The following is a 14,477-nucleotide window of genomic DNA, read 5'->3' on the forward strand; positions in this document are numbered from 1 at the left end:
ACCTAGCAATTTTAAGTAATTTACTAGCTTTTTAGTCATAAATTAATAGTTTATATAGCAGAGGAGAAATCAAATGAGTAGGAAAGTAATATTTTTAGATGTTGATGGCACCTTGGTAAATGATAATGGGATAATTCCAGAGAGTGCAAAGTCCGCAGTAAAGGAAGCAAGAAAAAATGGGCATTATGTATTTTTGTGTACAGGCCGTTCAAAGGCAGAGCTTTTTGATCACATAATGGAAATTGGATTTGATGGAGTTATAGCAGCTGCTGGAGGATATATTGAAATAGGAGAAGAGGTGCTATTTCATAAAAGAGTTGAAGATGAAGATGTAAGACATCTAGTAACTTACTTTAATGATAATAATATAGATTTTTATCTGGAATCTAATGGTGGATTATATGCAAGTAGAAACTGTAAAAAACATCTTAGAGAAATATTTTTTGGAGATCCTAACCTAGATTCTAAAGAAAGAGAAGAACTTGAGAAAGGGATGGCCCCTTTCATAGATTGTTTAATAGAAGATGAGGATTTGTTTAGAAGTGATATTAATAAAGTATCTTTCTTAGGATCATACATATCAATAGAGGAAATAAAGAAAGAGTTTGAAGATAAATTTAATGTTATACCAACTACTATTCCTGCTTTTGGGGAAAATAGTGGTGAATTATCGTTACCAGGAATACATAAGGCAATTGCAATAGAGATGCTTCTTAAACATATTAGCTTACCTAAAGAAGATTGCTATGCTTATGGAGATGGTGTTAATGATTCTGAGATGCTTCAATTTGTAGAGTATGGTATAGCCATGGGAAATGCAAATGATAAGTTAAAAGAAATTGCATATGATATCACTGATACTCATGATGAGGGAGGCATTTACAATAGTTTTGTAAAGTATAAATTAATTTAATCCTTTTATTCTGATAAGTATACTTTGAATAGAAAATTATCTTAGATAATGATAGAACAAGATTTAATGGCATTTTAAGTGCCTAAATAGGTTTGTGATTAAAATCACGGTTTTACTTACAATAAATATAGTAGTATACTTTTGTATAAGAATGCGTAATTTATAGAAATATAACTTTATTTATTGGGGTGAAAGTAATGGGAAATTTAAAAGAACAGTTAATAAATGATATTGAAAATTTTAGAGAAGTAGGACATAAGTTTTTAAGTGGAGAAATAAATAGGAATAATTTTAAGAAAACTTCAGGCGGGATGGGTGTATATTCTCATAGAAGTGGAACAGAATTTATGGTTAGATTGAGAACTTTTTCAGGAGTAATATCAATTGATAAGCTTCAATTAATATATGATTTTGCAAGCAAATACAATCTTGATGGAATACATCTTACTACTAGGCAGGCAATACAACTGCATGGTCTAGGAATAGATGATATATGTGAGATTATGTTAGCAGCGTTAGAGGAAGGAATATATACTAGGGGAGCAGGTGGGAACTATCCAAGAAATGTAGCACTTTCGCCACTTTCAGGGGTTGATCCTGAGGAGGCTTTTGATGTAACTCCATATGCTATAAAAGTTAATGAGCATTTTGTAAGTAAGATAAGAAGCTATAAATTGCCTAGAAAACTTAAAGTTGCTTTTGCAAGCAGCAATGAAGATGAGGCTCACGCAACAGTTACTGATTTAGGATTCTTAGCAATAAAAGAAAATAACAAAGAATACTTTAAATTATATATAGGTGGTGGAATCGGAAGAAATCCGAGATTGGCAGTGCCATTTGATGAATTAGTAGAACCTAAAGATGTTCTATATCATGTAGAAGCTATAACTAGTCTATTTATTGCTGAAGGTGATTACGAAAATCATGGTAAAGCTCGTATTAGATACATAGTGGAAAGAATGGGAGCTGAGCAATTTATAGAATGTTATAAAAAGCACTTAGCTCAAGTAAAGGAAACACAAAACCTAGAATTAGATTTAGTGACTAAAGAAGTGGTAAAGCAAGGTTCTGAAACAGATTTAAATAGTCCTAGACTTTTTAAACAAAAGCAAGAAGGACTTTATAGTGTATACTTCCATCCAATAGGAGGACAATTAAAGTTATCAGTTTTAAAAATGTTATTGGATGAACTAAAAATTATCGATGAAACAGAAGTAAGACTTACTATGAATGAAGGTTTATACATTAGAAATCTTAATGGACAGGAAGCTGAAAGATTAATAAATCTTACAAAAACATTAGGTGGAGAAACTAGATTAGAACAATCAGTAGCTTGCATCGGTGTACCTACATGCCAAATTGGTATATTAAATGGACAAAAAACTTTACAAGAAATAATAGCTAGATTTAAAGAAGAAGGCTTAACTGAAGATATATTACCTAAGGTTCATATATCAGGATGTCCAAATTCATGTGGAGTACATGAAATCGGAACTATAGGCTTCCAAGGAAAGATGAAGAGAGTAAATAACGAATCTAAAAATGTATTTGAACTTTATGTTAAAGGTGCATTAGGAGAGGGTATTACTAGGCTAGGCGATTCCTATGGGGATATACTTCAAGATGAAGTTCCGCAATTTTTATTTGAATTAGCTAACATTATTAAAGAAGAAAATGTAGAATTTATTAACTGGTTAGGGCAGAATGAAGAAAGCTTTAAACAACTAGTAACTAAGTTTACAGTTTAAAAATAAATCTTATAGTATTAAAAATTTTAAGGTTCTCTCTGATTTCTTTAGGGAGAACCTTAAAATTCAATTATATAATAATTAATTTAAAGGGTGGGGTGAATTATGTACAGGCTTATGGCAATAGATATGGATGGTACTCTTCTTCAAAATGATAAATCTTTATTAGATGCTACAAGAGATAGTATAAAGAAGGCAATGGATTTAGGAATAAAGATAGTATTAACTTCAGGCAGACCAGTTCAAGGAATAAAGAATTACTTAGACAAGCTAGGGCTTAACGGAAAAGATGACTATGTGATTGGTCTTAATGGAGCTGTAATATGTAGATGCTCAGACTATTCTGTAGTAAGTAGTAGTGCAGTACTGACAGGTAAAGATCTTAAATATATTTATACTAGAACAAAAGAATTAGGTGCTTATGTTCATGCCTTTACTGAGAAAGAAGATTTTGTAAGTGAATTAAGTAAACTCTCAGAAGCTGAGGAAAAAAGATTAAACTTAAAGGTAAGAAAAGTAGATTTTCTTAAAGAGATCAACGATAATGATGAAATACATAAGGTTGTTCTTGAAGAAGAAAGTGATGTACTTGACAGAATTATGAATGAGATTCCTGAAGATTTAAAAGAAGAGTATAGTGTTATTAGAACTGTAGGATATATGATAGAGTTTATGAACAAAGATTGTAATAAAGCTTTAGGAGTAGAAAGTCTGGCTAAGTATCTTGGAATATCTAGAGAAGAGATAATAGCCATTGGTGATGCAGATAATGATATAGAAATGCTTCAATATGCAGGTCTTGGTGTAGCTATGGGGAACGCAGAAGATAGAATAAAAGCTTTAGCTAAGTTTGTGACTAAAAGCAATGAGGAAGATGGAGTTTCTTATGTCATCGAGAAATTTATATTAAATCAGAATAGCTAATGCTACATAATACGCCTCAGGTTAGTTCCTGAGGCGTATTATGTATTTGTCTAAGTACTGCTGTTTAGTTTAGGCAAAAGAAAAATTTAAAAAGAAGCTTGTTATATAGCATACTTCATTATCAGATATATTTATAAGGTACTTGTCCTTTAGTGGCTGTAAGCTATCTTTTACTATATCAAAGTAATATCGGTTTTCTCTTATAAAATCATCTCTTTGTAAGTACTCTATAGAGTAGTCACTTTTAGACAATCTGCTTACCATAAATGATAAATGAAGAAGGATACCAATAAGTTTTTCATCTGCCAATTTGATAGAAAGGTTTTGTTGAATCCTTTCTACTGTCGATAGTGCGGCGTTATAAAGTTCATATCCGTCAAAATTATCTATGTTTTCTTTTAGTAGCGAAGGCATTTTGAAGAAAGTTGTTTTTACATCAATCATTTCTTGGATTTCAGGTATTGCTTTCATATTAATTACATCATACATTTCATATTGTTTAATATCTGTTGAAACAGAAAAAGAGGAGATAATGCATAATATATCAGTTCTTTTTCTTAGTTCTTCTAACTTTTTAGCAAATTGGTTCTTATGGAGACAACTTAAATGTAGTATCTCAAAGTAATTTTTATCATATTTAAGCGTATTATTTAGGAAACTTTTTACCGCTACGGCGGCCCCTTCACCAGTTAAACAAGCTGTTATAATAGCAACTTTTTTAGATTCCTTTGAAAGGTTTAAATCAGATTTATCGCCTTGAAAGTATGAATTTACCGCTGTTACTTCCTTGTGAATTTCTTCTAATGAAAAGCCAAGGAGAGCTTTTCTAGCTGCTTCAAGTACATGAAGAGTTGATGCTAGTGGCACCACTTTAGCTGGTATATTAAACTCAGTTACTATTGCATCAGCAAAGGTTGTAAGAGATCCCATATCCACTAACAAAAGGTACCCGCTGGAATTTGGTTTGTTTCTAATTAATGCTCTAAGCTTGTCCAAAACCTTTAAAGGACTTACTTCAAGAGGTGCGTTTATACCTATAACGTAAGTTTCACCTAATAACTGGTTTGCTACATCAGCCATAGATGTAGCGGTATAGTGACCGTGAGCAATTAATATTATTTTTACTTTTTCTTTTCTACTATTTTCAAACTCATCTTCAGGCAGAAGAAAAATTGTGAGATAGCCTACCTCATCTTCTGGAATTGGTTTATTAATATATTTTTCAATTATTTTTTTAGCCTTAGAAGCAATCTCATATTGAAGAGGATAAAGATTTTTGAATTTATCTAAATCGGGGTTAACAATACTGTTATCTGTATTTATCCTATTGATTAAAGTGTTTATATGAAGAGCTAAGGCAGTGTAAATTTTGCTATTTAGTCTTCTTTTAAGTTCAGTAGTTAAAAAATATACCACATTATCTACGCAGTCTAGACAGTCTTTATCTATAATAGTGAGCAGGTTTTTTCTATTAATTACGTCTGAAACCCCAATAACATGGCTATGAAAGTATTTTGTTATATTCTTCTCTAATATGTTTTCGATGGCTATATTAGATATACCTTGGGATTGTAACGCTTCTAATTTCTCTTCAATTAATTGATATATGCAATTATCCTCATCGGATATATCATCTTGCAAGTTATGGCAGCAGTTTGAGAATTTAAAAAATTCTATCTCTGTTCCTACGATTTTGTTCCAAAGTAGACGATGCTCCTTGCCTTTATAAAGTCCTTCTTTAATATAAGATGGTAAACTAGAACTTCTTATTCTTACGTCAGGTTTTATATTAGTAAGATATTCAGAATAGGCTCTAGCGCAAATTAACTGAATATCACTCTTGAGCTGTCCAACATTACTAGGACAATCATAAGATAGTAGTGCTCGCATAGTATTGAGTGAAACATAAATATCTCTGCCTATCTTAATACTTTCTTTCTTGAAGAAATCTTTTATTAAAAATAATCTCTCATCTAAGGACCTTTCTTTTAAAGAAGGAATTCGTATAACCATGGGAATTCTTCTGGTAAAGGTTTGCAATAAGGAGGATGAAGGATCCTCAGTAGTAGCAGTTATTATCAGTACATCAGATTTTTGTGGGATATCAGATCCTAAAGGTATAAAAAGTCCACTATCAAGAAATGTGAATAGGGCTTCTTGACCTTCAGGTGGAAGTCTATGAACCTCATCAAGAAATAGAACTCCTCCGTTTGCTTTCTCTATTAATCCAGCTTTATCTGAATCTGCTCCAGTGTAGGTACCTTTTTTCACTCCAAAAAGCCTTGATGTTAATAACTGTGAGTTATTACTGTAATCAGCACAATTAAATACTATAAAAGGAGAATCCTTTTCTCTTATTCCCATATCTATAGCATACTGATGCATTAATGAGGCTATCATTGATTTACCTACTCCAGTTTCACCAAAGATTAATGAAGGAATTCCTTTTGGAGGATAAAGAATAGCCGCTTTAACTTGTTCTATAGCCTTTTTTAAACTTATTTGAGTCTTTAGCATGAAATCTAATTTGTTCATGTTAGATTTTGCTTTAACTAAATCCGGAGGTACGCTAAATAGCACTGGGCGGGTGGATGTTTTTAATATTTTTCCTTCTCTAAACAATTTATTAAGTTCGTGGCTTACGTTTGATCTGGACATATTTAAAACTGATGCTAAAGTAGTTGCATCAATACCTTGTTCAGGATCCACTTCTAACAATTTTTCATATATTGCATCTATTTTCAAGAAAAGCCCTCCTTCTTTGTGGAAAAAATATACACTTGATTTAATTATACAGTAAAGTAAATGTTCAGACTATAGTAAGAGTGGTTTTAAGAAGTTTAAAATTAAAAATTTATAAGCTTATAGTATTCTAAAGTCATTAAATTAACTAACGGGAGGCTGTTCATTCCTAGTTAAACACTTAATATTAAACTGTCAAATATTATAAACACTAGAAGTTGTATTATGATATACGTTAAACTCTAGAACTTACTTTTTAAACACTAATAACAAATACCTTAACACTAAAAAAGAATAAGATATAAAGTTTATGAAAACCTTATCAAAATGTATAGAAATAGTGTTTGGCATGTGAATTGCTATGTAATAAGTGTAAAGATTATCAGGAGAAAGAGGGGATTTATAAATGAATGAATTAGAAATGATTGTACTAGATATCATAGTAAATGCTGGTGATGCAAAGGCCTATGCCTATGAAGCGTTAGATAAAGTAAATAAAGGGCAGTATCATGAGGCTGAGGAAATGATGGAGAAGGCAAATCATGCATTAAGTTTAGCTCATAATGTTCAAACAGATTTACTTCAAAGAGAAGCAGCAGGGGAAAGAACTGAAATTTCAGTATTATTTGTACATGCCCAAGATCATTTGATGACTTCCATATCTGAAAAAAATCTTATTGAACAGATAATTGAATTAAGGAAAGTAGTTAATAATTTAATAAATAATCAGGTTCAACTAAGTCATATTTAGAGGTCAAAATTTCAATTATTTTTAAGAGTATAGTTACGAAATCATTTGATGATTTCGTTTATATAAAGTTTTCTTTAAGGAGGATTATATTATGATAAAAATTGCACTGTTCTGCGCCGCAGGTATGTCTACAAGTGTTTTAGTAAAAAAGATGAAGGAGGCAGCTGAAAAAAAAGGTATTGAGGTAGAGATAGAAGCTTATCCAGAATCAACACTTTCTGCCAAACTAGATGAAGGGATAGATATAGCATTACTAGGGCCTCAAGTAAGATTCAAGATAAATAGCGCTAAGGAGTTATGCTCGAAGAAAAATGTACCTGTTGATGTTATCAATTCTGTTGACTATGGAATGATGAGAGGAGAGAAAGTATTAGACTTCGCACTAAAGATGATAGGATAGTAGCTTTTACATTAGTGTTGCAGAGTTATAATTAAAAGCTAAAATTATTTTGGTTTGAAAAGTAGGCAATTATTAATTAAATATAAGGGGGATTAATTATGGAACAAGCTAAATTCAGTGACAAGATGATTTCGGCAGTAATGAAATTTGTTAATCTAAAAGCTATAGTGGCTTTGAAAGATGGTGTAATGTACACTCTTCCATTATCACTTTGCGGATCAGTATTTTTGCTATTAGCACAAATACCTTATCAACCTTTTAATGACTGGATGGCAAGCATATTTGGTTCAGGTTGGACAGTACCATTGCTCCAAATTTATAATGCTTCATTTGGAATAATGGCCATGGCAGCTGCTGTTGGTATAGGTTATGCTTATGCAAAGAATGAGAAACATGAACCTCTATCTGCAGGTATTTTATCTTTAGTTGTGTTTTTAGGATTAAACAACTTTTCTGTAACTACCGATAAGGGAGTAACGGTTAGTAATGTAATTGACAAGAGTTGGACAGGTGGACAAGGTATGGTAACTGCTATAATAGTTGGACTTGTAGTAGGAGCAGTATATTCATGGTTTTTAACTAAGAAGATCACAATAAAATTACCAGAATCAGTACCTCAAGGTGTTGCTAATCAGTTTTCCGCACTTATACCAGGAATTGTTATACTTTTAGGAACTATGATTGTTTATATGTTTTTCAGATATGCTTTAAATACAACATTTATAGGATGGATTTATAAGGTATTACAGACACCACTTCAAGGTTTAACAGATTCTTTACCAGGAGTTATAATACTAACTGCTGCAGTGCCTTTCTTATGGTGGTTTGGTGTTCATGGAGCTATGATAGTTGGCGGTGTAACAGGTTCATTATATACAGCAAATGAGCTTGCTAACCAAGCACTTATAACAAGTGGAAAAGAATTAACAATAGCTAATGGCGCTCATATAATGACACCACAATTTGGTGCATTGTTTGTAACTGTAACAGGTTCAGGACTTACAGTAGGTCTTGTAATAGCGGCACTATTAGCAGCTAAATCGGAACAATCTAAGGCTCTAGGTAAGATTGCTATCTGGCCAGCTATATTTAATATAAATGAGCCTATTATATTTGGTTTTCCTATAGTAATGAACCCATTTATGTTCTTACCATTCGTTCTAGTTCCAGTAGTATCTGCAGTTGTAACATATTTTGCAATAAAAATAGGATTCCTACATCCGTTCTCTGCTGTTGAAGTACCTTGGACAACACCTCCTATAATATCAGGGTTCATTCTTCAAGGGGTTAAAGGTGCATTATGGCAGATTGTAGTAATAGCTTGGTCTACAATAGCATATTATCCATTCTTTAAGAAGCAAGATGCTTTAAACTATAAGATGGAGCATGAAGAGGAATTAGTTTAAAATTATTAAGGTTGGTATGAAATTATCGTTTATAATATGCCGTGATTGAAGTAAATAAATTACAAAGATTTGTAAATGTTTTCTATAAGTCTAAATTGATAAAGATATAAGATATTTGACCTAACTGCCACAAGGAGGTTAGGTCAAATTAACTTACAATTATTTTATAAAATGGAGTGAGATTGATGAAATTATACAAATTAAAAGTAGAAGGAAGTAAAGAGGAATTTCATATAGATTATACAGAAGCTAGTGACTTCATAAATTACAAGAGTTGTGGGTTTAGTGGAAATGAAGAAGAAAAATATAATCAATTTCTATGTGATTTATCAAAAAATCTATCTTTTCATCCTGTTAATATAAAGATGAAGTTAAGTACTCAAGGAATAGATAGAGCTATACCTAAGAAAGAAATATTGGGAATTAAAGAAGTTAACAAGTTTATTGATAGATTATATAAATAGGATAAACCTCCAAAGCTGTTATTTCAATATCTCTACTTTTTAAGAGAAGCCTTAAAAGTACTTGTATTTTCCAAAATAGAAAAAGGTATTTAATTAAAGTTGATGAATACAATAAGTAGATTGCTTAAAAGCGCTAATTATATTTACGGACAAGGAGAGGGAATCTTTATGAAGTATTTGGTTTTAGATATTGGAGGTAGTGCAATAAAATACGCAGTTATGTCTGGAGAAGCTGAGTTTCTTGAAAAAGGGAAAGTTCCTACTCCACTAGATAACATACAGAATTTTATTGATACTGTTGGAGAAATATACGATAGATACAGCAAAGATATAGAAGGAATTGCTATAAGTATGCCAGGAGTGCTTGATAGCAAACGAGGGTATGCGTATTCAGGTGGAAGCTTAGAATATAACTCAGAAAAAGAAATAGTGAAAATTCTTCAAAGACGTTGTCCTACAAAGATAACAATAGAAAATGATGGGAAATGTGCAGCTTTAGCTGAGGTTTGGAAAGGAAGCCTTAAAGACTGCAACGACGGAGTTGTTGTAATCCTTGGAACTGGAATAGGTGGAGGTATAATAAAAGATAAAAAACTACACAAAGGGAAGCATTTTTTTGCAGGAGAGTTCAGCTTTATATTTACTGATGGAAAAGGTGATGAGCACTGGGGATTTAAAAACGGTACTCTAGGTTTAACTACCCCTGTTGCAAAAATAAAAGGGTTGCCTTTAGAAGAAGTGGACGGATATAAGGTTTTTGAATATGCCAATTTTGGAGATGAGGACGTTCTAAAAATATTAGATGAATTTACATATGGTTTAGCCGTACAAATCTTTAACCTTCAATGCATTCTAGATCCAGAAAGAGTTGCTATTGGTGGCGGAATAAGTGGCCAGGATATATTAATTGATAGTATAAAAAACAATATAGATAAGGTGTGTAGTAAACTGGGGAGATTAAATCCACCAAGACCAGAGGTAGTAAGGTGTGAATTTTCGAATGACTCTAATCTTATTGGAGCGTTATATAATTTCCTTAATTTTAATAAGAGTTAGTACAAATGAAATAATCTATGATATAAAAGGGTATGTTTAATTGAAGATAATTATTAAACATACCCTTTTATTAAAGATGCAGTTTCAATTATTTATTTTTTGAGGTTAGTAATAAAAGTATTTACAATTAGAAAGAGGGTAGTTTAAAAAACATTTCTGCTTTTAAGTTCAAATATGGCATCAGCAGCTTCTTTGTAACCACCGCATTTCTTAAAGGAGTCACTAACTTTATTTATATTATAAAGATAGTTGGTATTAGATAGAACATCTTCTACTGAATTTCTTAAATCTTCCACAGACAGCTTGTCTTTATCAAGAACAGTAGCTACGCCAAGTTCTTCTACTCTTGAGGCTATGTATGGTTGGTCAGCGCCAAAAGGGATTGCGACGAATGGTATGTTATTGTATATAAGATCATTGGTACTATTCATTCCAGCATGAGTTATAGCAACTGCTGTATATTTGAGAATTTCAGATTGAGGAACATAGTTTCTTACAATGAAGTTTGAAGGTATAGTGAATTGTGATATATCTATATTATAGGCTGTCATTACAACTGTATAATCTGAGTTAGCAAAAGCCTCAAAGAACATATCGTATATTTTTATAGCTGCTTTATTAAAAACAGTACCTAAAGATATATAAATTACTTTTTTATCATTTAGTTTATGGAATGGAAAATCTAAGTTTTCTTTTATCTCGTAAATAGGTGGACCTATAAACTTGAAGGTAGAATCATAATACTCAGGATGTGGGATGAAGTATTCAGAGGTATAAGCTATATTTAAATCGCCTCTATTAAAGAAAAGTTCCACAATACCAGGAGCCTCTACACCATAACTTTCTAATAAGTTATTAGAGAGTTTTGTGTAGGTTTCAACCACTGGGTGCTCCTTTATTGAATTGATATTTATCTTATTTGCACCTCCGTATTCAAGTTCTTGTGGAGTAGCGAATATAGCAAAAGAAGATATCGAAGGGATTTTTAATATCTGAGATAGGATTTTTCCATAAGGAAAAGAAGCACCATATATTATGTAATCAAAGTTTATACCATTTAAATCATCTAGTAAGTCTTTTATAAATGATTCGCTTGATTGAAGAACTGAATTTATAAAATCAAGCATTTGCTTCATACTGACATTCTTGCCTTTATGATCGTTAGAACTCCTAGAGAATACTTCTGTTTTAAAGTTTTTAAAAGTAGCGCCAGTTCTCTCTATCCTATCCTTGAATTCATCATAGCAATAATAAGTTACTTCTTCACCTCGGTTCACAAGTTCTTCAACTAATCCTAAGGTTGGATTAACATGTCCATGTCCATTGATATTTAAAAATAATACTTTAGACATTTTATCACTCCTTATAATATAAAAATTTATATGTTTTAGAATTACTGTAACATTTTACATATAATGATTTATAAATAGTTTACTACTTTTATAAAATATGTCAATTATATAAAATTAATTGAAACCATTTTATAATAATGAAGTTAATGATATTTTGGCGTAATTGTATATAAAACTTTTTAGGTTGTTTACTTATTATTAGTTGTGTATAATAATATTTAATTTAATACAAGTATAGTTGCGCTTAGGAAATGTCTCCAAGCGCATTTATCATTATGAAAGGAGAAGTGCTATGTGCCCAATTACTAAAGAACAAATAAATATTCTTGTGGTAGATGATGAAGTAAGCATCGTTAATTTTATAAAAATGGGATTGGAAGCTGAAGGTTATAGAGTATATGAAGCTTTTAATGGTAATGAAGCATTAGAATTAGTGCAAGAGATAAATCCTCATATTGTAATACTAGATGTTATGATGCCGGGAATGGATGGGTATGAGGCATGCTCTAGAATCAAGAAGTTAGTTAAAACTTCTGTAATAATGCTTACAGCAAAAGATGAGGTTGATGATTTGGTAAAGGGATTAGATTTAGGCGCAGACGACTATATGTCAAAGCCTTTTAGCTTTAAGGAATTATTAGCTCGTATTAATGCAAGAGTTAGAAATAGTTTTCCTGAACTTAGTGATGTTATTAATGTAGGTGACTTTACTATAGATGATGGTGCACATGAGATTAGGTATAGTGATAAAGTACTAGAATTACCTCCAACACAATATAATTTACTAAGATTTTTACTTGTAAATAACGGTTTAGTATTAAGCAAGTCGCAGATACTTGAAAAGGTTTGGGGATACGATTTTAATGGAGAAGAAAATATAGTAGAAGTATATATAAGATATCTTAGAGATAAAATTGACGACAAAGATCATAGTATTATTAAGACTGTACGTGGAGTAGGATATAAGGTGGTAATTTAAATGAAATCATTTAAGAAGACTAAAAAGTCTAGAGGAATTCAATGGCAAGTATTTTCAAGATTCTTTATGATTCTTATAGTTTTGTTATTTATAATGGGATTAACTCAATATTTTAGCATGAGAGATTATTTATGTAAAAGTAAAGAACAAGTACTGCAAGCAAAGTTTCATAATATTGATTTCAAGGTGCTAGGAAATATTGATAAAGTTGATGCCGATAACAGCGAGCTTAATAGTATAGTTGATAATTTGGTGGATAGAATCACTAGTGCTGTAATTATTGATAAAGGTGGTAACGTAGATTATAAGGTTGTTAAGCAAGAAAGTGAGCCTCAAGTCAATAAAGGAAATGAATATGTAGATAATAAAGTTGAGGAAAAGCTTAAGGAAAAACTTGCACCTGTAGTGCCACCTACATATGACAAAAGTGAGTATATAAAACTATTAAATGAACCAGGAAACCTGGAAAAAGATTATAAAATTTATAAAAGTGATGATGATACATTACAGCTAGTAGTATGGAGAAAGATAGGGGATATGAACTCTCCAACAGGCCTAATTCAGTTAAGCACTCCTATAAATGACGTGGGAGAAATACTTGATAAACAAATGTATATATATTTAGGTGGCGCAATATTTATGCTTATGCTGGGAGGAGCAATTGGAGGAACTGTTTTCAAACAAACACTAAATCCTCTACAGAATATGACCAACACTGTGGAGCAAATTGATATAAAAGAACTTCATACAAGAATCCCGGAGGATAATGGACTTTTAGAAATTGATAAATTATCGCATTCCTTTAATAATATGTTGGAGAGAATTGAGACTTCCTTTGAGAAGGAGCAATATATAAAAGAGAAGATGAGGCGCTTTGTCTCTGATGCTTCCCATGAATTAAGGACTCCATTAACTTCAATTCATGGATTTGTAGAAATATTATTAAGAGGCGCAGCAAAAAATGAACAACAGCTAAATTTAGCATTAAATAGCATATTACAAGAAAGTGATAGGCTTACAAAGCTAGTAAATGATCTTTTGGTTCTAAGCAAACTAGATCAAAATATAAAAACGGAAATGAATGAAGAAGATTTAAAAGCAGTAGTAGAAGAAATATCGCCTCAGCTTACAGTACTTTGTGAGAATAGGGAGCTAGTTCTAGATTTAAATGAGGATATAATAGTAAATATTAATAAAAACCAAATTAAACAGGTTATATATAATCTAACGCAGAATGCTGTGCTTCATACTGACAAGAAAAAAGGAAAGATAAATATATCAACTAAAATAGAGAGCATCGATAATGAAGTCCTTGCAGTTCTAAGTGTTAGTGATAATGGGACTGGTATAACAAAAGAACATTTAAGTAAGATATACGATAGATTCTTTAGAAGTGATACTCATAGATCTAGAGAACATGGGGGATATGGATTAGGTCTTTCGATAGTAAAAGGTATAATTGATTCTCACAATGGTAAGATTGAGGTTGAAAGTGAACTGGGAAAAGGGTCTAAGTTTACTGTGTATTTAAAATTAAGTAAGGTTTAATTAAAGATGAAACACTTCAAGCCAAAATCTATTTTCAAAACGCATCTGGGTTCTGAGAAGAGAATTTGAAAATATAAATTTAAGTATGAAGTGGTACATCAATATAAAAGCTTTAGGTTTAGTAGAGATTAAGGGCTCACTAAATCTAAAGCTTTTTTATTATATAGAAAGTAAAAGAAATTTATGCTAGCTAA

General features: G+C 31.4%; 12 protein-coding genes. 10 read left to right on the forward strand and 2 right to left on the reverse strand.

What is annotated here, in order from left to right; genetic code table 11:
• The first annotated feature begins 73 nt into the window (after positions 1-73).
• The 3 genes from OCU55_RS15110 to OCU55_RS15120 all read left to right on the forward strand — a co-directional run bounded on the left by OCU55_RS15110 (position 74) and on the right by OCU55_RS15120 (position 3,585).
• Positions 74-913: a Cof-type HAD-IIB family hydrolase gene (locus OCU55_RS15110; RefSeq protein WP_261853131.1), complete on the forward strand. Its 840-nt coding sequence runs from the start codon at positions 74-76 to the stop codon at positions 911-913.
• A 197-nt stretch (positions 914-1,110) separates the two neighbouring features.
• Positions 1,111-2,661, forward strand: coding sequence for a nitrite/sulfite reductase (locus OCU55_RS15115; protein ID WP_261853132.1), 1,551 nt, complete (start codon positions 1,111-1,113; stop codon positions 2,659-2,661).
• Between the two features lie 105 nt (positions 2,662-2,766).
• Positions 2,767-3,585 (forward strand): Cof-type HAD-IIB family hydrolase, encoded by an 819-nt coding sequence (locus OCU55_RS15120; RefSeq protein ID WP_261853133.1) that lies wholly within the window; start codon positions 2,767-2,769, stop codon positions 3,583-3,585.
• A 69-nt stretch (positions 3,586-3,654) separates the two neighbouring features.
• Here the strand turns inward: OCU55_RS15120 and OCU55_RS15125 are convergent, their stop codons facing one another.
• The gene (locus tag OCU55_RS15125; protein WP_261853134.1) at positions 3,655-6,330 is read right to left on the reverse strand and encodes a sigma-54-dependent transcriptional regulator; all 2,676 of its coding nucleotides are present in this window, start codon (positions 6,328-6,330) and stop codon (positions 3,655-3,657) included.
• 403 nt (positions 6,331-6,733) lie between these two features.
• On the opposite strand from OCU55_RS15125, the gene OCU55_RS15130 reads away from it, so the two are divergent.
• The 5 genes from OCU55_RS15130 to OCU55_RS15150 all read left to right on the forward strand — a co-directional run bounded on the left by OCU55_RS15130 (position 6,734) and on the right by OCU55_RS15150 (position 10,404).
• The gene (locus OCU55_RS15130; protein WP_183279122.1) at positions 6,734-7,078 is read left to right on the forward strand and encodes a PTS sugar transporter subunit IIA; all 345 of its coding nucleotides are present in this window, start codon (positions 6,734-6,736) and stop codon (positions 7,076-7,078) included.
• A 91-nt stretch (positions 7,079-7,169) separates the two neighbouring features.
• Positions 7,170-7,478 carry a PTS sugar transporter subunit IIB gene (locus OCU55_RS15135; RefSeq protein ID WP_261853135.1) on the forward strand — a complete coding sequence of 103 codons (309 nt, stop codon included), beginning with the start codon at positions 7,170-7,172 and terminating at the stop codon, positions 7,476-7,478.
• Between the two features lie 98 nt (positions 7,479-7,576).
• Entirely contained in the window at positions 7,577-8,884 is a 1,308-nt protein-coding gene (locus tag OCU55_RS15140) for a PTS sugar transporter subunit IIC (RefSeq protein WP_261853136.1), read from the forward strand.
• Positions 8,885-9,069: 185 nt separating this feature from the next.
• Entirely contained in the window at positions 9,070-9,348 is a 279-nt protein-coding gene (locus OCU55_RS15145; protein ID WP_261853137.1) for a hypothetical protein, read from the forward strand.
• A 168-nt stretch (positions 9,349-9,516) separates the two neighbouring features.
• Positions 9,517-10,404 carry an ROK family protein gene (locus OCU55_RS15150; RefSeq protein ID WP_261853138.1) on the forward strand — a complete coding sequence of 296 codons (888 nt, stop codon included), beginning with the start codon at positions 9,517-9,519 and terminating at the stop codon, positions 10,402-10,404.
• Between the two features lie 143 nt (positions 10,405-10,547).
• Here OCU55_RS15150 and OCU55_RS15155 read toward each other — a convergent pair whose 3' ends face one another.
• On the reverse strand, positions 10,548-11,756 hold the full coding sequence (locus tag OCU55_RS15155; RefSeq protein WP_261853139.1) for a macrolide family glycosyltransferase: 1,209 nt from the start codon (positions 11,754-11,756) through the stop codon (positions 10,548-10,550).
• Between the two features lie 292 nt (positions 11,757-12,048).
• Between OCU55_RS15155 and OCU55_RS15160 the strand changes: the two genes are divergently transcribed.
• Positions 12,049-12,735 carry a response regulator transcription factor gene (locus tag OCU55_RS15160; protein WP_261853140.1) on the forward strand — a complete coding sequence of 229 codons (687 nt, stop codon included), beginning with the start codon at positions 12,049-12,051 and terminating at the stop codon, positions 12,733-12,735.
• Positions 12,736-14,283, forward strand: coding sequence for a sensor histidine kinase (locus OCU55_RS15165; RefSeq protein WP_261853141.1), 1,548 nt, complete (start codon positions 12,736-12,738; stop codon positions 14,281-14,283). It abuts the gene before it with no gap.
• Positions 14,284-14,477 lie beyond the last annotated feature (194 nt).

Origin of the sequence: Clostridium folliculivorans, assembly GCF_024341905.1 — a bacterium.
In the GTDB taxonomy this organism is placed as follows: domain Bacteria; phylum Bacillota; class Clostridia; order Clostridiales; family Clostridiaceae; genus Clostridium_AR; species Clostridium_AR folliculivorans.